21 protein-coding genes and 4 tRNA genes are annotated in these 25,881 nt (G+C 48.2%); 21 read left to right on the forward strand and 4 right to left on the reverse strand.

Features of this window, described 5'->3' with window-relative positions; translation table 11 throughout:
* Positions 1-20: 20 nt before the first annotated feature.
* Positions 21-2,999 carry an Rne/Rng family ribonuclease gene (locus H8792_RS09195; RefSeq protein ID WP_185978663.1) on the reverse strand — a complete coding sequence of 993 codons (2,979 nt, stop codon included), beginning with the start codon at positions 2,997-2,999 and terminating at the stop codon, positions 21-23.
* A 755-nt stretch (positions 3,000-3,754) separates the two neighbouring features.
* Between H8792_RS09195 and H8792_RS09200 the strand changes: the two genes are divergently transcribed.
* Both H8792_RS09200 and H8792_RS09205 read left to right on the forward strand, forming a co-directional pair.
* Positions 3,755-4,711 carry an RluA family pseudouridine synthase gene (locus H8792_RS09200; RefSeq protein WP_185978664.1) on the forward strand — a complete coding sequence of 319 codons (957 nt, stop codon included), beginning with the start codon at positions 3,755-3,757 and terminating at the stop codon, positions 4,709-4,711.
* Positions 4,712-4,788: 77 nt separating this feature from the next.
* The gene (locus tag H8792_RS09205) at positions 4,789-5,442 is read left to right on the forward strand and encodes an HAD-IIIA family hydrolase (RefSeq protein WP_185978665.1); all 654 of its coding nucleotides are present in this window, start codon (positions 4,789-4,791) and stop codon (positions 5,440-5,442) included.
* Between the two features lie 80 nt (positions 5,443-5,522).
* Here the strand turns inward: H8792_RS09205 and H8792_RS09210 are convergent, their stop codons facing one another.
* Positions 5,523-6,155, reverse strand: coding sequence for a Maf family protein (locus H8792_RS09210; RefSeq protein WP_185978666.1), 633 nt, complete (start codon positions 6,153-6,155; stop codon positions 5,523-5,525).
* A gap of 179 nt (positions 6,156-6,334) precedes the next feature.
* Between H8792_RS09210 and H8792_RS09215 the strand changes: the two genes are divergently transcribed.
* The 15 genes from H8792_RS09215 (at position 6,335) to H8792_RS09285 (ending at position 20,588) form a co-directional block, all read left to right on the forward strand.
* Positions 6,335-6,877 carry a YceD family protein gene (locus H8792_RS09215; RefSeq protein WP_185978667.1) on the forward strand — a complete coding sequence of 181 codons (543 nt, stop codon included), beginning with the start codon at positions 6,335-6,337 and terminating at the stop codon, positions 6,875-6,877.
* A 22-nt stretch (positions 6,878-6,899) separates the two neighbouring features.
* Positions 6,900-7,076, forward strand: a complete 177-nt coding sequence (rpmF, locus tag H8792_RS09220) for a 50S ribosomal protein L32 (protein WP_185978668.1) — start codon at positions 6,900-6,902, stop codon at positions 7,074-7,076.
* Between the two features lie 5 nt (positions 7,077-7,081).
* Positions 7,082-8,119, forward strand: coding sequence for a phosphate acyltransferase PlsX (gene plsX, locus H8792_RS09225; protein WP_185978669.1), 1,038 nt, complete (start codon positions 7,082-7,084; stop codon positions 8,117-8,119).
* Between the two features lie 104 nt (positions 8,120-8,223).
* A complete protein-coding gene (locus H8792_RS09230) occupies positions 8,224-9,201 on the forward strand; it encodes a beta-ketoacyl-ACP synthase III (RefSeq protein WP_228767052.1) in 978 nt (325 codons plus the stop codon).
* Between the two features lie 186 nt (positions 9,202-9,387).
* Complete coding sequence (gene fabD, locus H8792_RS09235) at positions 9,388-10,311, forward strand: ACP S-malonyltransferase (RefSeq protein WP_185978670.1); 924 nt, start codon at positions 9,388-9,390, stop codon at positions 10,309-10,311.
* A gap of 45 nt (positions 10,312-10,356) precedes the next feature.
* Entirely contained in the window at positions 10,357-11,097 is a 741-nt protein-coding gene (fabG, locus tag H8792_RS09240; protein WP_185978671.1) for a 3-oxoacyl-ACP reductase FabG, read from the forward strand.
* Positions 11,098-11,245: 148 nt separating this feature from the next.
* Positions 11,246-11,479, forward strand: coding sequence for an acyl carrier protein (acpP, locus tag H8792_RS09245; protein WP_185978672.1), 234 nt, complete (start codon positions 11,246-11,248; stop codon positions 11,477-11,479).
* Between the two features lie 137 nt (positions 11,480-11,616).
* The gene (fabF, locus tag H8792_RS09250; protein ID WP_185978673.1) at positions 11,617-12,861 is read left to right on the forward strand and encodes a beta-ketoacyl-ACP synthase II; all 1,245 of its coding nucleotides are present in this window, start codon (positions 11,617-11,619) and stop codon (positions 12,859-12,861) included.
* A 27-nt stretch (positions 12,862-12,888) separates the two neighbouring features.
* Positions 12,889-14,277 carry an aminodeoxychorismate synthase component I gene (locus H8792_RS09255; protein WP_185978674.1) on the forward strand — a complete coding sequence of 463 codons (1,389 nt, stop codon included), beginning with the start codon at positions 12,889-12,891 and terminating at the stop codon, positions 14,275-14,277.
* Between the two features lie 2 nt (positions 14,278-14,279).
* The gene (pabC, locus tag H8792_RS09260; protein WP_185978675.1) at positions 14,280-15,182 is read left to right on the forward strand and encodes an aminodeoxychorismate lyase; all 903 of its coding nucleotides are present in this window, start codon (positions 14,280-14,282) and stop codon (positions 15,180-15,182) included.
* A 90-nt stretch (positions 15,183-15,272) separates the two neighbouring features.
* Complete coding sequence (gene mltG, locus H8792_RS09265) at positions 15,273-16,304, forward strand: endolytic transglycosylase MltG (protein WP_185978676.1); 1,032 nt, start codon at positions 15,273-15,275, stop codon at positions 16,302-16,304.
* A 40-nt stretch (positions 16,305-16,344) separates the two neighbouring features.
* Complete coding sequence (tmk, locus tag H8792_RS09270; protein ID WP_185978677.1) at positions 16,345-16,974, forward strand: dTMP kinase; 630 nt, start codon at positions 16,345-16,347, stop codon at positions 16,972-16,974.
* A 2-nt stretch (positions 16,975-16,976) separates the two neighbouring features.
* Positions 16,977-17,984, forward strand: coding sequence for a DNA-directed DNA polymerase (locus tag H8792_RS09275; RefSeq protein WP_185978678.1), 1,008 nt, complete (start codon positions 16,977-16,979; stop codon positions 17,982-17,984).
* Positions 17,981-18,763 (forward strand): TatD family hydrolase, encoded by a 783-nt coding sequence (locus tag H8792_RS09280; protein ID WP_185978679.1) that lies wholly within the window; start codon positions 17,981-17,983, stop codon positions 18,761-18,763. The genes H8792_RS09275 and H8792_RS09280 overlap by 4 nt, the downstream gene beginning before the upstream one ends.
* Positions 18,764-18,770: 7 nt before the next feature.
* A complete protein-coding gene (locus H8792_RS09285; RefSeq protein WP_185978680.1) occupies positions 18,771-20,588 on the forward strand; it encodes an ABC transporter ATP-binding protein in 1,818 nt (605 codons plus the stop codon).
* Between the two features lie 127 nt (positions 20,589-20,715).
* Here H8792_RS09285 and folD read toward each other — a convergent pair whose 3' ends face one another.
* On the reverse strand, positions 20,716-21,576 hold the full coding sequence (folD, locus tag H8792_RS09290) for a bifunctional methylenetetrahydrofolate dehydrogenase/methenyltetrahydrofolate cyclohydrolase FolD (RefSeq protein WP_185978681.1): 861 nt from the start codon (positions 21,574-21,576) through the stop codon (positions 20,716-20,718).
* 399 nt (positions 21,577-21,975) lie between these two features.
* On the opposite strand from folD, the gene H8792_RS09295 reads away from it, so the two are divergent.
* The 4 genes from H8792_RS09295 to H8792_RS09310 all read left to right on the forward strand — a co-directional run bounded on the left by H8792_RS09295 (position 21,976) and on the right by H8792_RS09310 (position 22,457).
* A tRNA-Pro gene (locus tag H8792_RS09295) sits at positions 21,976-22,052 on the forward strand.
* A gap of 58 nt (positions 22,053-22,110) precedes the next feature.
* Positions 22,111-22,187: transfer RNA gene (locus H8792_RS09300), tRNA-Arg, on the forward strand.
* Between the two features lie 31 nt (positions 22,188-22,218).
* Positions 22,219-22,294, forward strand: a tRNA-His gene (locus H8792_RS09305).
* 86 nt (positions 22,295-22,380) lie between these two features.
* Positions 22,381-22,457: transfer RNA gene (locus H8792_RS09310), tRNA-Pro, on the forward strand.
* Between the two features lie 34 nt (positions 22,458-22,491).
* Here H8792_RS09310 and H8792_RS09315 read toward each other — a convergent pair.
* The gene (locus H8792_RS09315) at positions 22,492-25,779 is read right to left on the reverse strand and encodes an EAL domain-containing protein (RefSeq protein ID WP_185978682.1); all 3,288 of its coding nucleotides are present in this window, start codon (positions 25,777-25,779) and stop codon (positions 22,492-22,494) included.
* Positions 25,780-25,881 lie beyond the last annotated feature (102 nt).

Here is a 25,881-nt window from a genome sequence, read left to right on the forward strand (position 1 = left end):
ACTTAAGAAATAGAGGCGGATTATTTTTCGGCCGCCGCTTTCTCTTTTTCCTCAGAAACGTTTTCGTTCTCGACCAAGGTCAATTGGACGTCTTCCGGGGTTTGCTTAGGCTGGGCGCCAGTCTCCGCCGCAACTTCTGTTGGTTGAACATCGGTTTGCGCTGTTTCCTGGTTAGATTCTCTATTTTCTACCTGTTCGGCAAATAAAGACCCCTGAGTGCCTTCATCGGTCTCGACAGCTTTATCTTCCGTTACGGGAGCAGTGCCAAAGCTTTCGATTTCAACGGTTTTAGCCTCTTCGCTCTGAAGCGTTTCAACCTTTGCAACTGCCTCTTCAGGCTGCTGGTCAACGTGCTGCGGAGTTGCTTCGGAAACGATATTTTCTCCAGCAGGCGCGGGGTTTTTCTCATTGGAAGATTCTGTTGTGTCAGCAGTCAGAACAACGTCGTTTTCAGAGACGTCAGCCGTTTCTTCTGTCTCCGATTGCTCTGCTGCTTCCGCAAGCTTTTCGGCGGCTCTTGCTTCACGATCCTTGCGCGAACGACGAGGTCTGCGACGGGAGTTGCGTGATTTTGCTTTAGGCGCTTCTTCACTGTCTTCCGATTGCAGAGTGGCTTCTTCAGAAGCTTGTTCAACCTCTTCTGTTTCCGCAGCTTGAGGAGATGCCACGGCAACTTCCGGAGTTTCCACTTCATTGACTTCAGTTTCAACAGCAATGACTTCTGTCACCGGAGTTTCAGAATCTGGCGTCGACTCGACGTTCTCTGATTGATCAGCGGATTTTTCAGTCTCGCTGCCAGGTGCAGGGGAGCTGATCGACATGGTTTCCGCTCCGGCCGGAGCGCGGCGGCGGCTGTTATAGCTACGGCTATTGTAGCGGCTGCGACGTCTCTGACCTCCGCGACGCGATTTATTTCCGTCTTCTTCACCATTATCTGTCTTCGCAGAATCGGTATCGGTTTCGCCGGTTTCCAATTCTGCTGTCTCGTCCAGCATTTCTTTGTCTGTTTGAGATGTCTGATGAGCAACATTATCACGGTCGCGATTACGACGGTTACGATTGTTGCGACGGTTAGATTTTTTCGGAGACTCGCTCTCTTCCTGAGATAGAGTGGTTTCTTCGATATCTACCGTTTCTACAGCTTCGTTTTTCTCTTGGGCATTGCGCTTACGTCCGTTGCGCCCACGCTCGTCCTGAGTATTACGGCGACGGTTGCGGTTGCGGCCGCTTTGCTCATCTCTTTGGTTATTCGTGGTACGGCGGCGCTTGTTCTGCGGACGGTGATTTTTATCGCTTTGCGCTTTTTGCTCTTCTTCCTGTTCAACATCTCGGCTGAAAAGGGCTTTCCAGACACGGGCGAACAGACCCGGTTTGCTCTCCTGTTTTGGAGCTGGAGGCGGAGCCGAAGGTTGAATATTCTGAACTGCAGGTTCTTCCTTGGCTCTAGCCATTTGCGGCTCTTCAAGTTGAGGCTGTTCGGCGGTAATGACTTCTTTGATTTCGTAACTTGCCGATTTGCCGAACTCATCACCGTGGCGAGTGCGTTCCATAATATATTGCGGGGTTTCCAGATGTTCATTCGGAACAATCAGGATGTGCAGATTATGGCGATCTTCGATTTTGGTGATCTGGTTACGTTTTTCGTTAAGAAGGAAAGTGGCCACATCTACCGGAATCTGCACCGTAACGCGACGGGTATTCTCTTTCATGCTCTCTTCTTCAAGCAGACGAAGAATCGATAGACCGAGAGATTCGACACCGCGGATTACACCGACACCGTGGCAGCGTGGACAGACGATTTGCGTTGATTCTTCAATCGAAGGGCGCAGGCGCTGACGAGACATTTCCAAAAGTCCAAAGCGGGAGATCTTACCGATCTGTACGCGTGCACGATCGCTTTTGACGGCTTCGCGCATTTTGTTTTCGACTTCGCGCTGGTGTTTGCTGGAGTGCATATCGATGAAATCGATAACGACCAGTCCGCCCAGGTCACGAAGGCGCAGTTGTCGAGCGATTTCGCAGGCCGCTTCCATATTGGTATTGAAAGCGGTTTCTTCGATGTCTCCACCTTTTGTGGCGCGGCTGGAGTTGATATCGATTGCGGTCAGAGCTTCGGTAATGTCGATGACGATAGCACCGCCGGAAGGCAGAGTGACTTCGCGCTGATAAGCCGATTCGATCTGAGATTCGATTTGGAAGCGGGTAAATAGTGGAACCGTATCCTGATATGGTTTGACCTTATACACTTGCTGCGGCATAACATGCTGGATAAAATCACGCGCTTTATGGAAGGTATCCATATCGTCGATAATGATTTCTCCGATGTCCTGACGCAGGTAATCGCGAATCGCCAGGATAACGATATCCGATTCCTGATGGATCAGGAAAGGAGCCTGTTTGTCGTTAGCGGCCTTCTGGATTGCATCCCATAATTGGATCAGGTAGTTGACACCCCATTGCAATTCTTCGGTACTTTTGCCGACACCGGCAGTACGGACAATCAGTCCCATGCCATCAGGCGTTTCCAGATCTTTTAAGGTATCGCGAATATCGCTGCGATCGTCACCTTCGATTCGGCGTGAAATTCCGCCGGCTTTCGGGTTGTTCGGCATCATGACTACATAAGGACCGGCCAGGGTGATTTGCGTGGTCAGTGCCGCACCTTTGTTGCCGCGTTCTTCTTTTTGTACCTGAACGATGACTTCCTGGCCTTCGCTCAAAACATCTTTGATGGTAAAGCGCCCGGACTCCGGTTTGCTGTTGGGGTAGTACTCTTCGGCTACTTCTTTAAAAGGAAGGAAACCGTGACGTTCGGAACCGTAATCGACGAAAGCCGCTTCCAAACTCGGTTCGATGCGAGTGATTTTACCTTTGTAGATATTGGCTTTTTTCTTTTGATGGTGAGGGGTTTCGACATCCAGATCATACAGGGTCTGGCCATCGACAAGTGCAATGCGAATCTCTTCGGGTTGAGTCGCATTTATAAGCATTCTTTTCATGCTGTTCTCTTTTATTTGTTAAGGAGCACCCGGTCAAATAGAAGACGAAAGCAGACGAGACGGTATATGAAAGGTTGAAAGTCTATTAAGGCAAAATTGTTATCACAAACGCTTCTGAACGCCCTTAATCTTGAGGGCATTGAGGTATCGGTTTGAAAAAGCCGGATTGCTTTTTCGAAAATGTTTGAATCATCTCGGGTTGTGTAACATTGGTATCGAGCGTTGGTTACTTTCTTCTTTTTGGTTATTGACGAACGCTCTAGCCTCAGATCAAATCCTGATCTTAACAATACTTTCTAGCCAATCTCGTATGGTTAGGTCGGCGTCTTATTCTCTGGTTTTTTACGAGAGCGCCGAGGTAACTTTGCATCCAAGATTTTGTGACTTGGTATCGTCTTGTATTTGATGTATTGCTCAAAGTTTTTACATTAAGAATCTTTCCGTCAGGTTGGATAATTTTTGCGCGGCGGTTTGGATTGTCTGTGTCCAAATCCATCTGATATTCGCGTTTTAGCCAAGCAGCCGATCAAGATTCGTGATGAAAAATTCTTGCACATTCATGCGCTGTGCCAGCGTTTACATCGCTTACAAAATAAGCCTCGCAAATATACCATTCATAACATCCTTTATCAAACCTTATTTATGCTTCGAATGACTTTGTGTTTACTTTGTTCCGGGGCAGGGGTGAAAGCTTCTGTATGTTTGCCGTGAATCCGCTAAAATAGTCCTTTAATTTTGCTATCGGAAAGGCTGTTGTGACACAAAAGATCGGTAAAGGCGTGACATGGGTAACGGTAACGGAAGAGGACGCCGGGCAACGTCTGGATAATTTCTTATTACGCCTGTTACGCAGAGCGCCTAAATCTCTGGTCTATCGTATCGTTCGCAAAGGCGAAGTTCGGGTGAATAAGGGTCGAGCTCAGGTGTCGCAACGGTTGCAGACAGGAGATGTCGTGCGTATTCCCCCGGTCTCTTTGCCCGAGAGTGAAGAGCCATCTATGGATAAGGTGCCTGCTGACCAGTTGCGTCTGATCGAGAGCTGTATCCTGTACGAAGATAAGGATTTGATGGTGGTCAATAAGCCGTCCGGCGTGGCGGTTCACGGAGGCAGCGGGCTGAATTGGGGTCTGATCGAAGTTTTGCGTCAGCTGCGTCCGCTGGCGAAACGGATGGAGTTGGTTCATCGTATCGATCGCGATACTTCGGGCTGCCTTCTGATTGCTAAAAAGGCCTCGGTTTTAAAAGCCCTGCATGCACAGATCCGTGCCGACCAACTGGATAAACGCTATCTGGCGATTGTGTTGGGGAGCTGGCCTAAAAAAGTCGCCAAGGTTGATTTGCCATTGAAAAAACATCATCTGCCTGATGGAGGCTGGCATGTCACTGTCGATCAAAGCGGAAAAGAAGCCGTGAGCTTTTTTAAAGTAGAGCAGCATTTGCAGGGTTGTGATCTGATATCGGTCAAATTGAAAACCGGACGAACCCATCAGATTCGCGTGCATGCTCTGGCGCAAGGTTGCCCGCTACTGGGTGACGATAAGTATGGTGATCGTGAAGAGAACAAACATTATCGTAAGCTGGGGATGAAGCGTCTGGCTCTGCATGCACAGTTTTTAGGCTTTACCCATCCGGTCACCGAGGAAAAAATGCTGATTGAAGCTCCTTTATGGTCGGATTTTAAACGCATTATTACCGAATTGACATTAATTTGATTTTTTAATTGATGTTAAGTTGTTTTCTTAAGTTATTGTTTTAATTTGTTTTGAGTGTTTTTTGTCAAGGAGTTGGAGTGAAACCCTATAAGTTGGTGATTTTTGATTGGGATGGGACTCTGATGAATTCGGAGGCGCGAATTGTCGATTCGATTCAGATCGCTGCTCGTGAGTGCGGTTTGCCGATATTGTCTTACGACGAGTCGAAACAGATTATCGGTTTGAGTCTGGATAAAGCAATACTCGGTCTGTATCCGGACTTGTCGACGGAAAAAATTGTTGCTATGTCCGAAGCTTATACCAAAGGTTTTCTGGAAGACAGTCAGGTGGGTATGCAGCCTTTCGATGGTGCAGAAGCGTTGCTGTTTAATTTGACGCAACAAGGGATTAAATTGGCAGTGGCAACGGGCAAAAGCCGCAAAGGCTTGGATAATGTCCTAAAAGAGACCGGCTTCGGTGTCTATTTTGATATTACCCGTACTCCTGTTGAGTCGGCTTCCAAGCCGGATCCGTTGATGCTGCAGCAGATTCTCACTGAATTGAATCTCAAGGTGCAAGATGCGGTAATGGTGGGTGACACGACTTTTGATATGGAGATGGCGCAAAATATCGGTATGGATTGTATTGCACTCAGCCACGGGGTACATCAAATGGAAGTATTGGCCGAGTATGCTCCGGTTGCGCAACTGGATTCCTTGCAGGAATTGAATTTATGGTTAATGACACCTTAATTAAAGGTGTCAGGCGAGCAGTAAGCCGCAAGCTGAAAAAGTTTCGGAGAGTGCTCTGCGATAAGTCAGCCTGCAGAAGCTTATCGTTCTTTGTTTGCCAAAGGTAGTGGATAACCCATTTGGTAAAAAATTTCCGTCAACTCGATAAGCGGCAGCCCGATTAACGCATTCGGGTCGATGCTGCGAATCGCTTTAAACAGGGTGATGCCCAATCCTTCGGATTTGAAACTGCCAGCACAGTTTAGAGGGGTTTCTATCTCCAGATAACGACGAATGACGTCGTCCGCCAAATCTCGAAATTCGACTTCCGTGATATCCAAAGCCTGATAGTCGCGATTCGTGCGGGTGTTTCTGACATGCAGGCTGGTATAGAAGCGAACGGTTCGGCCGCTGAAGCTGCTGAGCTGTCGGAATGCGTTTTCGAAGGTGTGAGGTTTGCCAAGCGGTTTATCGTCCAGAACAGCACACTGATCAGAAGTGATCAGTATATGATCCGGGTATTGTTCGGCTAAAGCCTCGGCTTTGCGCTGTGCCAGCCGGGTTACCATTTTCTGCGGTGTTTCTGAAGCCAGAGGGGTTTCATCAATGTCAGGAGTCGCCTGGGTAAAAGGAAAGTGCAGTTTTTCCAGCAGCAGTTTTCTGAAGGCCGAACTGGAGCCGAGGATCACCGGAGGTAGAGTTTGTTTTGGATTTGTGGTTTTAATCGAGTTCATGGCGCTTGTTTTTATGACTGGTTTAATTTCGCTTAATTGTATGTTTTTTAAGATGAAATCGGTGTGAGGGAAGGCGTTGGTGCCAAAAATGTCCGATTTGAATCTAAGTGAATAAAATCTTTGCAAAAAAAGGCGGTTTTTTTTGACTTAGGGGTGCGATACGAGTATGATTCGCGCCTATGTTAAATAAGCTTCCCGAATTTATCGACCCTCTGTACTCGGTCAACCATAATAAACAATTTGTGGGACGAGTCAACCAGGCGCGAATGCAGCGTCTGAAACAGCTTGTGGAAACGAGCGATAGAGAGGTGGATATCGAGTTGTCTTTTTTTTATGACAAAGCCTTGAAATTCCCGGCTTTCGTCATGAAATTGGATACGGAATTGAATTTGATCTGTCAGCGCTCTCTGGCGCCGTTTGACTTTCAGGTAAATACCGAAGTGAAAGGCGTGTTTGTTGAGTCGATGGCATTGGTAGAAGATTTACCGTCCGATGTTGAAGTCTTTGAACTTGACGGCGACAAAATATCGCTGGTTGAGTGGGTTGAAGAAGAGTTGTTGTTAGCGATCCCTATGGTTCCGACTGATCCGGAAGCCACAATGGATTATCAAAACGACTCGGCAGAAGAGAGTTTAACCGCGGAAACGAATACCTCCGTTGCTCAGGACGAGCCGGAAAGCAAACCCAATCCTTTTGCAATTTTGCAAGGATTGAAAAAATAGAGTTTTAAATTAGGAGATTGACATGGCTGTTCAACAGAATCGTAAAACCCCTTCAAAACGTGGTATGCGTCGTTCTCACGATGCTTTGACTGCACCTTCTTTGACAGTAGATCAAACTACTGGTGAAGTTCACCGTCGTCACCACGTAACTGCTGACGGTTATTACAAAGGTAAAAAAGTAGTTCAAGATAAGGCTTAATTATCTTGACTATCAAAGTTGCCATCGATGCTATGGGCGGTGACCACGGTCTGTCGGTTACCGTACCGGCGTCAATCGACGCCCTTCAAAAGTTCTCTGATCTGCATATTACCCTAGTCGGTAAAAAACAATTGATCGAATCCGAACTCGCAAATCATCAGTACGATACATCCCGTTTAACCATTGAACATGCCGAACAGGTGGTTGAAATGGATGATCTGCCTTCCAAAGCCCTAAGAAACAAGCGCCAATCTTCCATGCGTATTGCCTTGAACTTGGTAAAAGACGATCAGGCGCAAGCCTGTGTCAGTGCGGGTAATACCGGAGCCTTAATGGCGGTTGCCAAATTTGTTTTGAAGACTTTGCCGGGGATTGAACGTCCAGCTATCTGTACTTCCATGCCGACCATGAAAGGTCATGTGCATGTACTTGATTTGGGAGCGAATGTCGGCTGTACCGGCGAAAACCTGGCGCAATTCGCTGTGATGGGCTCGGTTCTGGCCAAGGCGGTAGATGATAACCCGCATCCTCGTGTCGGTTTGCTGAACATCGGTGAAGAAGAGATCAAGGGGCATCAGCGCATTAAAGATGCTCACCAGATTATTTCCGGTTCCAAAATTAATTACATCGGCTATGTTGAAGGCGATGATATCTATAAGGGCGATACGGATGTTGTCGCCTGCGATGGTTTTGACGGCAATATTGCTTTAAAATCCAGTGAAGGGGTCGCAAAGATGATCGCCTTCTATTTAAGAGAAGCCTTCAATCGCAATTTGTTGACCAAGTTCATTGGGCTATGTGCTTATCCGGTACTGAAATCTTTTAAGGATAAAGTTGATCCGCGCCGTTATAATGGAGCTTCCTTGCTTGGGCTTAGAAAGATTGTAATCAAAAGCCATGGTGGAGCCGATCGCTTTTCGTTTTATCACGCGATCGCCGAAGCTCGCCTTGAAGTGATTAAGAACGTTCCGGATCTGATTTCCGAAGAAGTTTCACAATTGCTGGTAGCGCCTCCGGTCGATGACGCTCAGCAGGCCTCCTAAGCCTGCGCCTGTCGGCTGGCAGGATTAAGTTCCTATTAAGCTTCTAAGTTTAAAATAATAACAATCAGATAGCGGGTTGCTGTCTCTATAAAATTGAATAGTGTATGACTCAGAAAATCTATAGCCGTATTATTGGCACCGGCGGATATTTGCCGGAAAAGATATTGACCAACGCCGACTTGGAAAAAATGGTCGATACCAGCGATGAATGGATCCGTGAGCGTACAGGTATTCAGCAGCGTCATATTGCTGCCGAAAGTCAAACCACTTGCGATCTCGGTGAAGCGGCAGCTCGCCTGGCGATTGAGATGGCTGGTATTGACCCGAACAGTATTGATCTGATCGTACTTGCGACCACCACCCCTGATAAAATTTTCCCGAGTACTGCCTGTTTGATTCAACAGCGCTTGAACATTCACGGCTGTCCGGCATTTGACGTTCAAGCGGTCTGTTCCGGTTTTGTGTACGCTTTGAGTGTTGCAGACCAGTTTATTAAAACCGGTATGGCAAAACGCGCTTTGGTTATTGGAGCCGAAACGCTGTCGCGAATCACTAACTGGAATGACCGTAACACCTGTGTACTGTTTGGTGATGGTGCAGGTGCCGTAATTCTGGAGGCTTCAGAGGAGGCGGGTATCCTATCGACGCATATTCATGCGGACGGCGAGTTTGAAGAGTTATTGCATGTGCCTTCAGGGCCGTCAAAATTACCGGAAACCGATGATGTAGCCGAAAGAACTATGGCCATGCGTGGCAATGAGGTGTTTAAGGTTGCGGTCAATACCTTGAGTCGTATTGCGACCGAAACTCTGAAAGCCAATGATATGAAAAAAGAAGACATTGATTGGTTGGTTCCGCACCAGGCGAATCTGCGCATTATCACTGCGACGGCGAAGAAACTGCGTTTAAGAGATGATCAAACCGTAGTGACGGTGCATAAGCATGCAAATACATCGAGCGCATCGGTACCTTTAGCATTAGATGAAGCGGTTCGCGACGGTCGTATTCAACGTGGTCAGACGTTATTGTTGGAAGCTTTCGGTGGCGGGTTTACCTGGGGATCGGCACTGATTCGCTACTGAGATCTTCAAAGTGTTGCAAATTTTTGAAATCCGCATGCGTTTAGTCATTAATTTTTGAAAAAATGTCAGCCGTGTATAGTTTAGGCTATACACGGCTTTTGTTTATTTTAACCGGTCCGGTAAAGATACCGGCTTGGAAATAATAGCTATAAGATAGCCATAAATTTAGATATAGGAAGAGTGAAGATGTCATATGCATTCGTTTTCCCTGGTCAAGGGTCGCAATCGGTTGGAATGTTATCCGAACTGGCAGTACAGCATAAGGTAGTAACAGATGTGTACGCGCAAGCGTCCGAAGTCTTGGGGTATGATTTGTGGAATCTGGTTCAAAACGATGCCGACGGCAAGTTGAATCAGACGGATGTCACTCAGCCGGCGATGCTGGCAGCCGGGATTGCTGTTTATCGCGCTCTTGGAAAGAGTAAAGAGTTGGCACCGGCTTTTATGGCGGGCCATTCTCTGGGTGAGTATACCGCTTTGGTCGCTTCTGGTGTTATGACGTTGGAGCAGGGGATTGAACTGGTTGCCGAGCGCGGTCGTTTGATGCAAACGGCGGTTGCTCCGGGTGAAGGAGCCATGGCCGCAGTTCTAGGTCTGGAGGATGAGCAAGTGGTAGCTGTTTGCGAACAAGCTGAAGGAATCGTCGAAGCTGTGAACTTTAACTCTCCTGGGCAGGTGGTGATTGCCGGTTATAAAGCGGCTGTCGACCAAGCGATGAAGCTGGCCGAAGAGGCCGGTGCTTCACGCGTTGTTCCTCTTGCTGTGAGTGTTCCTTCACATTGCTCTCTAATGAAGCCGGCAGCAGATAAGCTGGCAGAAAAGTTACAGGCTATGCAGTTGAATATGCCGCAGGTTCCGGTTTTGCATAACGTGAATTTCAGTCAGGCCGGCAGTACGGATGAGATTAAAGAGCTGTTGGTTCAGCAGTTGTATCGTCCTGTGCAGTGGGTGAAAACGGTTAATGCTATGAAAGAACAAGGTGTTGATGGTTTGTATGAACTCGGACCTGGCAAGGTTTTGATGGGATTGAACCGTCGTATTGACCGAAAAATGGGGATGCAGGCGGTGTTTGATGAGGCAACACTGGAAAAAGCCTTATCCAGCCTATAGAATTGGTGCAATATCAAAATAAACAAAAATAAAGGTGGACATATCATGTTAACAGGAAAGGTCGCTTTCGTTACCGGTGCCAGCCGTGGAATCGGTAAGGCCATCGCGCTGGATCTGGCTGCACAGGGTGCAATCGTTATCGGTACGGCGACATCGGAATCGGGTGCGCAAAGCATTTCGGATTACTTGGCCGAAGCAGGTGCACAAGGTGCCGGGAGATGTTTGAATGTGACTGATGCGGAAATGATCGCGGAAGTGCTCGATGAAGTTGCCAAAACGTTTGGCGTTCCGACCATTTTGGTAAACAATGCCGGAATTACCCGCGATAATCTTTTGATGCGTATGAAAGACAGTGAGTGGGATGACATTATTCAGACAAATCTGAATTCTGTTTACCGTATGAGCAAGGCCTGCTTGCGCGGTATGATGAAGGCCAAAGGCGGACGTATTATTAATATTGCGTCGGTTGTCGGTGTCATGGGGAATGCGGGGCAGACCAACTATGCGGCAGCCAAAGCCGGTATTATCGGTTTTAGCAAATCTCTGGCTCGTGAAGTCGGTGCGCGCAACATTACGGTTAATACCATCGCTCCAGGATTTATCGATACCGACATGACGCGTGCTTTACCGCAAGAGCAGCGTGACGCTTTGACTCAGCAAATCCCGTTGAGTCGTTTGGGTGAGCCGGAAGATATTGCTAAGGCGGTGACCTTTTTAGCCGGTGACGGTGGGGCTTATATTACCGGTCAGACCCTGAACGTTAACGGCGGTATGTATATGGTATAAGCCCGGACATCCGGCTTAGTCAGGCGGTGCTGCGCCTTTGTGGGTAAAAAGCTCAAACTAAAACTTGAAAATCGCGAGCGTTAGAGCGAAAATACCCCAAATTTAAAATTTTTAACAAAATTAACAAACAACAAGACTGGAGAATTCCATGAGCGGTATTGAAGAACGCGTAAAGAAAATTGTAGTTGAACAACTAGGTGTTGAAGAAGATCAGGTTACTCCTGATGCTTCTTTCGTAGATGATTTGGGAGCGGATTCTCTGGACACCGTTGAGTTGGTTATGGCTTTGGAAGAAGAGTTTGACTGCGAAATTCCTGACGAAGAAGCTGAGAAGATCTCTACTCTAGCTCAAGCAACTGCTTACGTTGAAGCTAACCTGTAAGGTTTGTCTTTAAAGCTTATGCTTATAAAAAGCCGTTTTTACGGCTTTTTTTATGCTTGTAACATTGATAAAGTGCCTTTCTAGGGCAGGCAAGAACTCCTTGCCTAAATAGATATTTTGATTAAGAGGGTCCTATTTTGACAAAGCGTCGAGTCGTGATTACCGGTTTGGGTGTATTGTCCGCGGTTGGTTTGGATGTAAAAGAGAACTGGCAGAATATTTTGGCAGGTAAAAGTGGCATCGATTATTTGACCAAATTCGATACCGAGCCGTTTTCTGTCAGCTTTGGCGGCGAAGTGAAAGGCTTTCAGGTAGCTGATTACATCAAACCGAAAGAAGCTAAAAAAATGGATCCGTTTATTCATTATGGTATTGCCGCAGGCGTACAGGCGATCCAGGACTCGGGATTGGAAATTACTGAAGAGAATGCTTCGCGTATCGGGGTTTCCATCGGTTCGGGAATCGGTGGTATCGGTTCTATCGAAACCCAGTATGCGACTTATTTGAAATCGGGCCCGCGTCGAGTGTCGCCTTTCTTTGTGCCAAGTTCAATTATCAATATGGTCGCCGGTAACTTGTCGATCATGTTTGGTTTGAAAGGGCCGAATATGGCAATCGGTACTGCTTGCGCGACTGGAACTCACAGTATCGGTGATGCAGCGCGTATGATCCAGTACGGAGATGCCGATGCGATGGTGGCCGGTGGTGCCGAATACGCAACGACTGAGCTTGGTCTGGCCGGTTTCGCAGCAGCCCGTGCCTTATCGACGCGTAACGACAATCCGCAGGCGGCCAGTCGTCCGTGGGATAAGGATCGTGACGGTTTTGTATTGAGCGATGGTGCTGGAGCGGTTGTCCTGGAAGAATACGAGCACGCTAAAGCACGTGGTGCGAAGATTTATGCGGAGGTGCTTGGTTTCGGTATGAGCGGCGATGCTTATCACATGACCCTGCCGGCATCCGGCGGAGAGGGGGCGGCGCGTTGCATGACAACCGCTTTGCATAATGCACAGTTGGACCCGAGCAAAATCGATTATATCAATGCACACGGCACTTCAACACCTGCCGGAGACCTTTGCGAAACCAGTGCGGTGAAATCGGTGTTCGGTGATCACGCTTATAACTTATGCATGAGCTCGACCAAGTCCATGACCGGTCATGCTTTGGGTGCCGCGGGTGCGATGGAAGCAGTTTTCACTGCGCTGGCTTTGAAAGAACAGATTATGCCTCCGACCATTAACCTGGATAATCCTGAAGAGGGTTGTGATTTGGATTATGTTGCCCACACGGCGCGTGATGCCAAAATCGAGTATGCTCTATCCAACTCTTTCGGTTTCGGTGGAACCAATGCCACTCTGGTATTGGGGCGCATCGACGCTTAATGCCGAATTATTTCAGGAAGCGGGTTCATGTCGACTAAGCAAGTGCAATCTGTGATTAGCCGTCTGATCCCGCTTGCACATGGACAGACGGTCGATTTAAGCCTCTTCCATCGCCTCAATCCGGAACGCTATCCGGTTTTATTGGAAAGCGTCGCCAAGGGGCAACTGGGTCGTTACGACATTCTAATGGCCTTCCCCCAGGAGACCTTGCGTTTGGATTCTCCGGACGGACAGCAAGCCTTTGTCGAACAAGTTCAAACCGCTCTGGCTGAAAACGCTGTTGACGGTAGTGAATTTGAGCAATCTCTGCCGTTTAGCGGCGGTTGGTTTGCCTATTTCAGTTACGACTATGCCCAGGTGGTCGAACCGGTCCTGAACCTTCCGAAAAATCAATTTCCACTTGCTCTGCTTACCCGCATTCCGGCTGCTTTTATTTATGATCATCAGGAAGCCGCTCTGTTTATACTTGCGGAAAGCGACTTTGAAACCTGTCTGGATACCATGCAGGCTGATCTTGCAACGGTTTTAAAGTCTGCTAATGGTCCAGTGAAGTATTCACGAGCCGAAGATTTGTGTGAGGAAGAAGACGAGAAGTTTTTGCAGGGCGTGGAAGCGATCAAGGATTACATTCTGGCCGGAGACGTCTTTCAGGTAAACTTGTCGCGCGAGTGGAATTTTTCGTTGCCTTCCAGCGCCGATGCGGTCGATTTATACGACGCTTTGCGGGAAAACAATCCGGCACCGTTTGCCTGTCTGGCGCATTTGTCTCTGGCGGACGGCGAACCCTGGCATATTATCAGTTCGTCCCCGGAACGCCTGGTTAAGTATCGTGCACCTTGGGTAGAAACCCGGCCGATTGCCGGAACCCGGCGCCGAAGTGCCGATCCTGATGCCGATAAGGCTTTGATCGATGAATTAATTGCTCATCCCAAAGAGCGTGCCGAACACATTATGCTCATCGATTTAGAGCGTAACGACCTAGGGCGTATCTGTCAGCCGGGGACGGTTGAGGTGAATGAATTGATGGTGGTCGAATCCTACGAACATGTCCATCATATCGTTTCCAATGTGCGCGGCAAGCTGCAAGAAAATCTGTCTTCTCTGGATATCATCCACGCACTGTTCCCCGGTGGAACCATTACCGGTTGTCCGAAAGTGCGTTGCATGGAAATCATTGCCGAGTTGGAGCAGATGCCGCGTGAGGCCTATACCGGATCACTCGGGTACATTAATCGCGACGGTTCGATGGACCTGAATATTTTGATTCGAACCATGATGTACTATCAGCGTGAACATCATTCCGAAGTGCGTCTGCGAGCCGGTGCTGGTATTGTTGCCGATTCGATTCCCGACAGTGAATTAACCGAGACACGCCATAAAGCCAAAGGGCTGTTAAAAGCCTTGCAGGTTATCTAAATATGAATGCCCAACCGATAATCTGGGTAAACGGCCGTCGACAAGCTGATTTACCTGTGACGGATAGAGGTTTGCAATACGGTGACGGCTTTTTCACGACCGCTTTGATTGTCTGCGGGCGCCTGTTGAATTGGCAAGCGCATTGGCGTCGGCTGCAGAATTCGGCTGTTCGCTTGAAGATGCCGGAATTATGCCAAGCCTCGTTACTTGCTGAAATCAAAAACGCACTTGCTGAGCTGACTTCAATTGAAACCCATGCGGATAATGCCTGGATTCTCAAAATACTGATCACCAGAGGCAGTGGCGGCAGAGGCTATCAACCGCCGCGGGAAGCCGAAATCACTCGAATTCTGCAATTCAGCCATACAACAGATGCATTTTCCTGCGGTGCTTCGGCAATCGAGCTGCCGATTCAAGCTGCCATGTCGATCCCGGTTTGCATTACTCTATCAGGGATGCAACCGCAATTAGCCGGTATCAAGCACCTTAACCGTCTGGAAAATGTATTGGCTCGCGCTGAGTTAGAGGAATCTCCGGAAGGCTTGATGCTGAACGGTGCCGGTGAGGTAATTGGCGGAACCCAGTCGAACCTGTTTGTGGTTAAAGACGGGCGCCTGTTAACGCCGATATTGGATTTGAGCGGTGTTGAAGGAACATGTCGTTATCAATTGCTGCGTCTGGCCGAAGAGCAGATGCAGGGAGCTCAAGAGGTTCGTTTGAAATTACTTGATCTGCAAGGCGCTGACAGTGTGTTCCTTGCCAATGCGGTGCGTGGTATCATGCCTGTTCGAGAGTTGAAAACCGGGATGGGTACCTGGCATTTTGCCAATCGAGAAGTTGCTGAATGGCAAAGGCTTTGGCAAAAGTTCCAGAGAGAGAATGGTCTCGATTTACACGTCGACTAATGTTGCTTAATACCGGTTACGGACGACGAAGTCTGACAGTGGTTATATTTCATAACACATAATACTGATTGAATTGAAGAGGATAAACGCGTGAAAGGTTTTTTAAAATTCTTTACCGCCTTAAGCATTGTTTTAGCTCTGTTAGCAGGAGCGTTTATCTGGCAAATAGAAGACTTTCTGAATCAGCCGATTTCCGATAAAAAAGTGCCTCTCACCATTAGTATTGAAGCCGGCAGCTCGGCGGCAAAAGTTGCGGAAGGCTTATATCAGTCGGATTACCTTTCTCATCCAAAATGGTTCTTATGGTATTTGAAAGCTAAAAAGCAGGCGAATAAAATTAAGGCCGGTGAACACCGTATCCAGCCGGAATGGAATGTCGAACAGCTGATGAATCAACTGGTGGCGGGTAAACTGATGCAGTACCCGGTCGCCTTGATCCCAGGTGAGACCGTTGTCCAGACGCTTAAGCAGATCCAGCAACAGAAAAAGCTCAAGTTGGAGTTGCCTCTGGAGGAACCGGCCAAGCTGCAGGAAGCTTTCGGCATCGATAAGCCGATTGACGAACGCTACCCGTATGCGAACCTTGAAGGTTTATTCGCACCGGAAACCTATCATTACGAAGCGAATGAATCCGACTTGCGTATTTTGCAGCGCGCGCGTCGCTTGCAGGAAGAGACACTGGCCAAAGCCTGGACGGAGCGTGAGGAAGGCCTGCCTTTGAAAACCCCTTATGAAGCTTTGATTCTGGCATCGATTGTCGAGAAAGAGAGTTCGGTTAAAGATGAGTTGCCCAAGGTTGCGGCGGTGTTTATTAACCGCATGCGCAAAGGGATGCGCCTGCAGACTGATCCGACGGTTATTTATGGTATCGGTACCGACTATGACGGGGATATCCGTAGTAAGGACCTTCGCAGCAAAACACCCTATAACACCTATCAGATAGACGGTTTGCCGCCGACACCGATCGCTTTGCCGAGCAAGGCGGCAATCGAAGCGGTTATGCATCCGGCGGATACCAAGGCACTGTATTTCGTTGCCGACGGTAACGGCGGGCACGTGTTTTCCAATACCTTGAAAGAGCACAATCGCGCTGTTAAACGCTATCTGGCTACACAAAAATAATAACCGGCAGCGAAAGGCTGTCGAAATCAGTGAAGAGACGATGAAAGGTCAATTTATAACCCTGGAAGGAACCGAAGGCGGCGGTAAGTCGACGAACCTGCAATATATTTGCACCTGGCTGCAGGAAAAAGGAATCGAAGTCGTCATTACCCGTGAGCCGGGCGGTACCGAAATCGGCGAGGCGATTCGCGGAATTTTGCTGAATCCCGAATACAAAACGATGCAGCCGGATACCGAGCTGTTGTTGATGTTTGCCGCCCGGGCGCAGCATCTTCAGGAGAAAATCCTTCCCGCGTTGGGGCAGGGGAAATGGGTGGTGTCCGATCGCTTTACCGATGCGTCCTATGCCTATCAGGGTGCGGCCCGCGGTATGGCTTATGAACGTATCCAACAGATCGAAACCTGGGTGCAGCAAGGCGTCCAGCCGAATATGACTTTTGTTTTCGATTTGCCGATTGAGATTGGTATGGCACGGGTCGCCAGTCGCGGTGGAGCCATTGACCGTTTTGAGGAAGAGGATCGAAGTTTTTTCGAAAAGGTGCGCCAGGCTTATCTGCACAGAGCCGAGCAGGCGCCGCAGCGTTATCATGTATTGGATGCTTCGCGCAGCCTGGACGAAGTACAGGCTTCAATCGAACGACAGCTTCTGAGTCTGCTGGCGGAAGCTTGAGTATGAATCAGGATGAAATCTATCCATGGCTCCAGCCGGCTTGGCAGGATTGGAAAAAGCTGAACAGTCGTCTTGGGCATGCCTACCTGATTTCCGCCTTGCCGGGAGTCGGCATGGAATCCTGGATTCGCACTCTGGCAAAAGCCGCTCTGTGTCCGAATACCGCGGCGCACGATCAGACGGCGTGCGGACAATGTTCCAGCTGCCATCTATTCGATACGGATCAACATCCGGATTTTTACCATTTGCATCGATTACCGGACAAGAAAGAGATTGGGGTCGATCAAATTCGTGAATTTATCTATCAGCAGCAGGAAACCGCGCACCAGGGCGGCTATAAGGTGGCGTGGATCGAGGGGGTCGAGCATTTGAATCTGTCGGCCTTCAACGCTTTGCTGAAAACGTTGGAAGAGCCGGGCGAACGCAGTCTGTTTTTATTAAGCTGTCATCAGGTCGCGAATCTGCCGGCGACTATTAAAAGCCGTTGCCAGCAGATTCATTTACCGACTCCGCCTTTAGAGGTTGCCAATCAATGGTTGAGCATGCAATGTCCGCAAATGGATCAGGCTCTGCTGAAGCGTGCTCTGCGGATTAATTGGGGAGCGCCTCTGAAAGCGTTACGTTGGATCAAAGAAGGTAAATTCGACGAAGACCGCGAATGGAACGAGGCCTTAAAACAGTTGCAGAGCGGTAAGAAGAATGTGGTTCAAGTCTGTGCGCAATGGTTGAAATGGCCGCACCCGGAAGCGGTGTTTGACTACTTTTATCAGTGGTCGGTCGGTTTTATCCGTCATCAGGTTTATCCGCAAGCGGGCAACCTTCAAACGGATGAAGTATCGGCGGCTTTAAAATTTCAGCAGCAGGTGTTAACCGCTAAATCGTTCTGGCAGCGCAATGCCAATAAAGAACTGGTGCTGGAAAACCTGTGCTTACAATGGCTCGCGTTGCAGCAAGGAAAACAGGACGAGTCGATTTTCCGCTCACAATTGAATAGGGGACAGTTGGTTTGATCGTAGATTCACATTGCCATTTGAATATTTTGCCGGCCGATGAATTAGGTTCGATCGACGAGATTATCGAACGCGCCGAGTCTTTGGGCGTGGAACGGATGATGTGCATTGCGATCGGTCCGGAGCAATGGCACGAAGTGTTGCAGCTGGCGGAGAACCATCCGCAGGTGTATGCCGCAATCGGCGTACACCCGTGCGAACCGCAGGAAGTAGTCATCAGTGATGAGGCATTGCTGGAAGCGGCATCGCATCCAAAGGTGTTGGCGATCGGTGAAGTCGGCCTGGATTACTTCCATTTCGATCCGCAAAGCGATATGAGCTGGCAGCATGATCGTTTTCGTCAGCAGATCCGCATCGCCAAACAGTTGAAAAAACCGTTGGTGATTCATACACGCAATTCGACGGACGACTGCCTGAACATTTTGCAAGAAGAGAATGCCGAAGAGATCGGCGGCATTATGCACTGCTTCGTCGAGGATATGCAGATTGCAGAAAGAGCCATGAAACTCGGTTTTTATATTTCTTTCTCCGGAATTGTGACCTTTAAGAACGCCAAGGAATTAAAGCAGGTTGCCGCCGAAGTTCCGCTGGATCGAATTCTGGTAGAAACCGATTCGCCGTATCTGGCGCCGATGCCTTATAGAGGCAAAACCAATCAGCCGGGTTACACCCGTTATGTCGCCGAAGAGATCGCACGTTTGAAAAATCTCCCTCTGGAGACCGTAGCTGAAGCGACCAGCGAAAACTTTAAACGTCTGTTCCGTTTAAGCGAGTTGTGATCATCCTATGAGACATCTTTCCGCTTCTGCACCCATGCAAAAAGTTGATCTGTGCGGTCGAGATTACTCTTGGCGGCGTATTTACGAATTGGTGTTGCAACATAAACCGGCACTGATTAAAGCGCATTTTATCGCTCTGTTCGCCATGTTAGTGACGGTGCCTTTGCCGCTCTTGCTGCCATTGCTGGTAGATGAGGTGCTGCTGGATAAGCCGAGCCATATTGTTCATACCTTAAATTATTTTGTCTCCGAAGCCTGGCAGGGGCCGGTCTACTATATTCTCGCTATCACGGTTATTACGATTTTCCTGCGCTTTCTCGGCTTGGTCTTCGGAGTCTGGCAGGTGCAGCAGTTTACGGTGATTGCCAAAGACGTTACCTATCGCATTCGCAAAGATCTGCTGCAACGGGTTCAGGGTGTGGCGATGGCGCAATATGAAACCATGGGCAGCGGCAGTGTTTCCGCTACCATGGTCAATGACGTTAACACCATCGATACTTTTCTTGGAACTACGGTCGGCAAACTGATTATTGCCGTCTTTTCGTTAATCGGGGTTACGGCTGTTTTGTTGTGGTTGCACTGGCAGCTGGCACTGTTTATTCTGTTTATGAATCCGGTGGTCATCTACTTTACGATGCGCATGGGCCGGAAAGTCAAAACCCTGAAAAAAGATGAAAACAATGCGATTGATGCTTTCCAGCAGGCATTGACGGAAACTCTGGATGCGTTGCAGCAGGTGCGCGCCGCAAATCAGGATCACTCTTTTTTTGAGCGCATTCGCGGGCGAGCAGAAGCGATTCGCAGCAGCTCGGAAGCGTTCACGTGGAAGAGTGATGCCGCTAACCGTTTCTCTTTTATGATTTTCCTGATCGGCTTTGATCTGTTCCGTGGCGCCAGTATGTTGATGGTGGTGTTTTCCGGTCTGTCGATCGGGGAGATGATGGCGGTATTCGGCTATCTGTGGTTTATGATGGGACCGGTGCAGGAAGTTCTGGCGATTCAATACGGCTACAGTGCCGCCAGCGGAGCCTTGCAACGGATTAATGACGTACTCGATCTGGATCAGGAGCCGCAGTTCCCGCAGAAAGCCAACCCGTTTAATTGTGATACGGCCATCGGCGTCAGAGTTGAAAATCTCTCTTTTGCTTATCCTGGTAAGGAACACAATGTTCTGAACAGCTTGAATTTTGCCATCGCTCCGGGAGAAAAACTGGCTTTGGTCGGTGCCAGCGGCGGCGGGAAAACCACTCTGGTTCAGTTGCTGTTAGGTTTCTATCAGCCGAAAGAAGGGCAGATCTATTACGGCGACGTTCCGATGACGGATATCGGTCAGCATTGCGTGCGCCAGCATGTCGCTACGGTTCTTCAGCATCCGATGCTGTTTCATCAGTCGATTCGTTTTAATCTCACTTTGGGGCAGACTATCCCTGACGAAGTATTATGGCAAGCTCTTGAGCAGGCGCAGTTGGCGGATAAAGTCCGTGAACTGGATGAACAGCTGGATTCGATTGTCGGGCGTAACGGTATCAAACTGTCCGGCGGTCAGCGTCAGCGTTTGGCGATTGCCCGCATGATTCTGCAAGATCCGAAAGTTGTGATTATGGATGAAGCGTCCTCGGCATTGGATATGGAGACCGAACGTCAGTTGTATGTCGATTTGGCACCGTTTCTGGAAGGTCGAACCACGCTGATTGTTGCCCACCGCTTGAGTTCGATCCGTCAGGCCGATCGGATTCTGGTATTTGAAGATGGTCATATTATCGAAAGCGGCAGCCACGACGAACTGATGGCTCAAGAGGGGACTTACCACAAGTTATACCGCTGATGCCGAAGTCGTCGCTATCTGATCTGGAACGGATTGTATAAATACTTATAGACATTACAGGCAATAAAAAACCGACTTGAATCCTGTGACTCAAGTCGGTTTTTTATTCGAAGAGCGGAATGGAAACTTACGCTTTGCACTCCAGCTCGTAGGCGACCTTCATGGTGTTTTCCAGCAGTGTCGCGATTGTCATAGGGCCGACTCCACCCGGTACCGGGGTAATCCAGCTGGCGTGTTCTTTGGCCGCTTCGTATTCAACGTCGCCGACCAGACGACCGTCGTCCATGCGGTTGATACCTACGTCAACTACGATGGCGCCCGGTTTGATCCAAGCGCCCTTGACCATTTCAGGGATTCCGACACCGACGACGACCAAGTCTGCCTGTGAGACTTTTTCCGCCAGATCCTTGGTGGCACTGTGGCAGACAGTTACCGTAGCACGGGCATTCAGCAGTTCCAATGTCATAGGCACGCCGACAATGTTGGACGCACCGACGACGACCGCATCCAGACCGCGAAGCGGAATACCAGTTTTTTCCAGCATGGTCATAACGCCGTGCGGGGTGCAGGGTGCCAGTTGCGGCATACGAGTCGCCAAGCGCCCGACATTGTACGGGTGGAAGCCGTCGACGTCCTTGCAAGGGTGAATTCGTTCGATGATTTCTTCGGGATCGATATGCGCCGGAACAGGAAGTTGAACGATAATGCCGTGAACCTTATCGTCGGCGTTCAATTTGTCGATCAAAGCCAATACTTCTTCCTGGGTGGTTTCGGCCGGTAAAACTTCCGAGACATCGTTAAATCCGGCTTTTTCGCAAGCCAGTTTTTTATTGCGCACATAAACTTGAGAAGCAGGGTCTTCGCCTACCATAATTACCGCCAGACCCGGACGGTCGTTTCCGGCAGCCACTTGGCGTTCAACTTCGGCACGAATCGATTCGCGTAACTCTAAGGCGATAGCCTTACCATCAAGAATCTTTGCTGACATAATCAGTTTCCTAAATAAATACTCAAAAACAACCATCTCAGGAACTACCGTGAGAGCTTATGCTTCCACTCCGAATTCACGAGGTTTTTATCAGCGGTCTATCATAACCGATTTTACGACTTCGGCTCCATCAATTACCATGCAGTATTTAGGGAAAGGAGAAGAAGAAATTTGCAAAACCCGAGATGATAATACAGCGGTTTTTATGTCGGAAATATGCCGTATTTATTGCTTTCAGAAGGCAATTTTTAATAGAATCAATATTTTAATAAAACGGGCTATAAAGCCGTAAAATACGGGCCTTTCAGCTTTTCGCCAAAGTTCAAAAAAAATTAAAAAAAAGTGATTTTGGTTGTTGACAGCCCAACGGCCGATCTATACAATACGCCCCATCTTCATCGGAGTGTAGCGCAGCTTGGTAGCGCACCTGTTTTGGGTACAGGTGGTCGGGGGTTCAAATCCCTCCACTCCGACCATTAATTCTCATTAGCTTGATTCGGTCTTTAATCAAGTTAATACCATAGGTTCGATAAAGCGCCCATAGCACAACTGGATAGTGCATCGCCCTTCTAAGGCGAGGGTTTCAGGTTCGAATCCTGATGGGCGTGCCATTTTCATGGTATGCACGTCATATCTACTATGGCGGATGTAGCTCAGTTGGTAGAGCCCAGGATTGTGATTCCTGTTGTCGCGGGTTCGATCCCCGTCATTCGCCCCACTTTCTAAGTCTTGAAGCTTCAAGACGATATAAGATCAGTCAAATCAATAAGGTAGAAATTTTATTGTTGGCTGATTTTTCTGTTTCGGAGTGTAGCGCAGCTTGGTAGCGCACCTGTTTTGGGTACAGGTGGTCGGGGGTTCAAATCCCTCCACTCCGACCATTTATTTTCCTTTTGATTCTCTGCATTTTTATTGTTAGCCATTTGGCGCCGTGTTGTATTGCGGAATTTCCTCGGCTTTTCTGGCATTTATCCAATCTCCCAGTTCTTGAGCAGGAAGTGGCGGGCTGTAAAGAAAACCTTGCACCAGATGACAACCGTAGTGCATCAGGAATTTTGCCTGGGTTTCATTTTCGACTCCTTCGGCGACGACTTTCAGATTCATGCCTTTTGCCAGATTAACGATCGCTCTGGAAATATTGGTATTATTTTCATCTTCAGGAATACCTCTGATGAAAGACATATCGATTTTCAAAGTATCGATAGGCAGTTGCTTTAATCTCGCCAGCGAGGAATAACCGGTCCCAAAGTCATCGATGGATATTTGCACACCCAAAGCTTTTAAATCATCGATCATCTTGGCGTAGTAGTCTTCTCTCATGACCAATGTTTCGGTCAACTCCAGTTCGATATAATGCCCGTCGATTCCAGCATTATTCAGTGCGCTGCGTACGATCTGCACAAAATTTTTATCAGCCAGCTGACGCGCCGATACATTAACGGCAATGTAATGTATCTTGACCCCGTGATCCAGCCAGAGACGCATTTGGCGGCATGCTTCGCGTAACACCCATTCACCCAGTTCGATAATCAATCCGGACTCTTCGGCCAGAGGGATGAAATTTCCAGGTGGGATCAATCCCATTTCAGGGTGTTTCCAGCGTATCAGGGCTTCAACTCCAGTCAGCTTTTGCGAGCGCAATTCGATCTGAGGCTGGTAGTAAGCGACAAATTCGTGGTTTTGGGCTGCTTGTTGAAGTCGATTGAGCATCAGCATATTTTCGAAACTGGAAGTCGACATGTCGCTGGAGAAATATTCATAGCTGTTCCGACCTAAATCTTTGGAGCGGTATAGCGCGAGGTCGGCGTGTTTCAGAAGCGTGACCGAATCATCGCCGTCTTCCGGAGCAATGGCGATACCGATACTGGATGTGATCGAAACCTCGTGTTCGGTGAGTTTGATCGGTAGCGAAATGCGATTGAGAATTTTCTTGGCGACAATTCCGGCGACATTTGACGAGGAAAGGTTTTCTAAAAGAATAACGAATTCATCGCCGCTGATCCGGGAAATGGTATCTTCTTCACGCAGTATCTCTTTCAAGCGGTTTGCCACGGTTTGCAGCAATATATCGCCCTGATGATGCCCGAAGTTGTCGTTGATCGACTTGAAACGATCCAAATCCAAGTACAGAACGGCCAGAGTTCCGCCATGGCGCTTCACTTTCTGCAAAGCGTGATCGAGTCGGTCGTTCAGCAAAACCCGGTTGTACAGTTTGGTCAAAGAGTCGTGGTGGGCGAGGAACTTGAGCTCGGCTTCATTTTCTTTAATCTTTGAAATGTCGGAGAATACCCCGATGAAGTTGATGATTTCATTGTCTTGATTCCGAACGGAACTGATAGATAGCCATTCGGGAAAGATTTCCCCGTTTTTGCGTCGGTTTTTTATCTCTCCCTGCCAGGATTCTCCCGAGCGCAAAGTGTCCCACATTTGTTCATAAAAATTGTGATCCTGGATTCCGCAGCCTAATACATTCGGTGTTTTTCCCTTAACTTCCTCTAAAGTGTAGTTGGTGATTTCCGTAAAGGCGGGGTTAATGGAGATGATCTTGTTGTCACGGTCGGTGATCATAATGCCCTCGGCAAGGTTTTCGATTACCGATGCCGAAAGGTGCAAAGAGGCTTCATTGCGTTTGCGCTCCGAAATATCCCTGACTACCGCCATCAGGGCAATTTTCCCCTGATATTCAACGGTTCTAAGACGAACCTCAACGGGAAATTTGCGGCCGCTTTTATGAATATTATAGGATTCGAAAACCATCTCCTTGTGTTCGCGGGTATAGTCGATGGCTTCTTTAATTGCTCTGGCTTTAGTTTCATCCTGACCTGCTACATCGATATCGGCAGGCGACATCTGCAATAATTCTTCTCGCGAATAACCCGACATCCGGCAGGCCACATCGTTCACTTCGATAAAATTGCTTGGACCATCTTCGGTAATTTCGTGTAAAAAAATGCCGTCATTGATTGCATTATAGAGTTCGGAAAGTTTTTTCTCGCTTTCTTCCAAGCGGTCTTTAGCGGCCTTAGCCTCGGTAATATCTTCGGAAACACCTAATAAATATTTAGGGTTTCCTTCGGTATCCGGGATTCCGACTTTTATGGTGTGTAAAAAGCGAGTGCCATGAAGAGTGTCTACGGCTTCTTCGGGAATCTGGGTTATTTCTCCGGATGCTAAGGTTTTTCTATCCTTTTCGACGAAAAAGTCTGCCTGTTCTTTGGGAAAAAAGTCGTAGTCGTTTTTCCCAATCATTTCATCACGAGGAAAGCCGAATACCGTTTCCGCAGCTTTATTAAAGCGGACAAAACGCAACTCCTTTGCTTCTTTGATAAATAAGATATTGGGGATGGACTCAATAATCGTGCTGAGTTCCCGTTCCTGATTCTTTAAGGCGTTTTCGGCTTCTTTGCGGGCAGTAATGTCTTGCACCGTGCCGACAATCCGGATGGCTTTCCCTTCTTCATCAAAGTAGGCATTTCCATGTTCCAATACATGCTTGATCTCTCCAGAAGAAAGTTGTATTCGGTGCTCCGCTTCATAGGGATGGCCTGAAGTTAATAGCTCGTCGTAAGCCTGTTTTACTTTTGCCAGGTCTTCGGGATAAACTGCATTGAAAAAAGCTTCTAAGGTGGGAGAGTATGTGCTTGGTTCAACGCCGAAAATCTTATAGGTTTCTTGCGACCAGAAGAGTTCCCCGGTTTTTAAATCCTGTTCCCAGCTGCCGATTTTTGCGATTGCCTGTATTTCAAGTAATCTATCTTGATTGCTAGTTAGTTTTTCTTGCTGCAGGCAGGCATTGATTGCTTGAACTAATTTGGTATTTAAACGGGCAATGCCTTCAATTTGAGCGGTTTCAACGGCTATTTCCGACTCGATCAAAACCACAAAGCCGAAATCAGCCAGTTCAATAATATGGTGGTTGGTGTGATTGATCCGGCTTGTTATAAAACCGCTGTCGGATTGGCCTAGTTCGATTAGTAATGGTTCTATCTGTGACAGGAGGTTGTGCTGCTTGCTTGAGACAGACGGCGCGGAAAAAACCAAGGAATGTTGTTTATTTTGCAGGCGGTATAGGGCAACCGATGAACAGTGCAAATGCTCCAAAAGAACTTTAAGAGTACCTTGCAACATCTCTTCCAACTCAAAAGAGTTTCCCAAAGACATTAATAGCTCGTACTGAAGTTGCAGTATCTTGTTGTTATCCATAACCCCGAATTCCTGGTTAAATTCCTGCTTTAACCCATTAAAACCGATTCTAGCGGTTTTAAAATTACTTTGTTCGCGTTTTTAAAACTCGATCAACAGCGA

Origin of the sequence: Thiomicrorhabdus heinhorstiae, from assembly GCF_013391765.2 — a bacterium.
Classification (GTDB): Bacteria; Pseudomonadota; Gammaproteobacteria; order Thiomicrospirales; family Thiomicrospiraceae; genus Thiomicrorhabdus; species Thiomicrorhabdus heinhorstiae.

Excerpts from the sequence above, each read along its gene's own strand:
- folD (WP_185978681.1), bottom strand. The coding sequence starts at position 21,576 with ATGTCAGCAAAGATTCTTGATGGTAAGGCTATCGCCTTAGAGTTACGC.
- fabD (WP_185978670.1), top strand. The coding sequence starts at position 9,388 with ATGTCATATGCATTCGTTTTCCCTGGTCAAGGGTCGCAATCGGTTGGA.
- H8792_RS09285 (WP_185978680.1), top strand. The coding sequence starts at position 18,771 with ATGAGACATCTTTCCGCTTCTGCACCCATGCAAAAAGTTGATCTGTGC.
- H8792_RS09210 (WP_185978666.1), bottom strand. The coding sequence starts at position 6,155 with ATGAACTCGATTAAAACCACAAATCCAAAACAAACTCTACCTCCGGTG.
- H8792_RS09230 (WP_228767052.1), top strand. The coding sequence starts at position 8,224 with ATGACTCAGAAAATCTATAGCCGTATTATTGGCACCGGCGGATATTTG.
- fabG (WP_185978671.1), top strand. The coding sequence starts at position 10,357 with ATGTTAACAGGAAAGGTCGCTTTCGTTACCGGTGCCAGCCGTGGAATC.
- H8792_RS09315 (WP_185978682.1), bottom strand. The coding sequence starts at position 25,779 with ATGGATAACAACAAGATACTGCAACTTCAGTACGAGCTATTAATGTCT.
- H8792_RS09275 (WP_185978678.1), top strand. The coding sequence starts at position 16,977 with ATGAATCAGGATGAAATCTATCCATGGCTCCAGCCGGCTTGGCAGGAT.
- H8792_RS09215 (WP_185978667.1), top strand. The coding sequence starts at position 6,335 with ATGTTAAATAAGCTTCCCGAATTTATCGACCCTCTGTACTCGGTCAAC.
- pabC (WP_185978675.1), top strand. The coding sequence starts at position 14,280 with ATGAATGCCCAACCGATAATCTGGGTAAACGGCCGTCGACAAGCTGAT.
- tmk (WP_185978677.1), top strand. The coding sequence starts at position 16,345 with ATGAAAGGTCAATTTATAACCCTGGAAGGAACCGAAGGCGGCGGTAAG.
- rpmF (WP_185978668.1), top strand. The coding sequence starts at position 6,900 with ATGGCTGTTCAACAGAATCGTAAAACCCCTTCAAAACGTGGTATGCGT.
- H8792_RS09195 (WP_185978663.1), bottom strand. The coding sequence starts at position 2,999 with ATGAAAAGAATGCTTATAAATGCGACTCAACCCGAAGAGATTCGCATT.
- acpP (WP_185978672.1), top strand. The coding sequence starts at position 11,246 with ATGAGCGGTATTGAAGAACGCGTAAAGAAAATTGTAGTTGAACAACTA.
- H8792_RS09255 (WP_185978674.1), top strand. The coding sequence starts at position 12,889 with ATGTCGACTAAGCAAGTGCAATCTGTGATTAGCCGTCTGATCCCGCTT.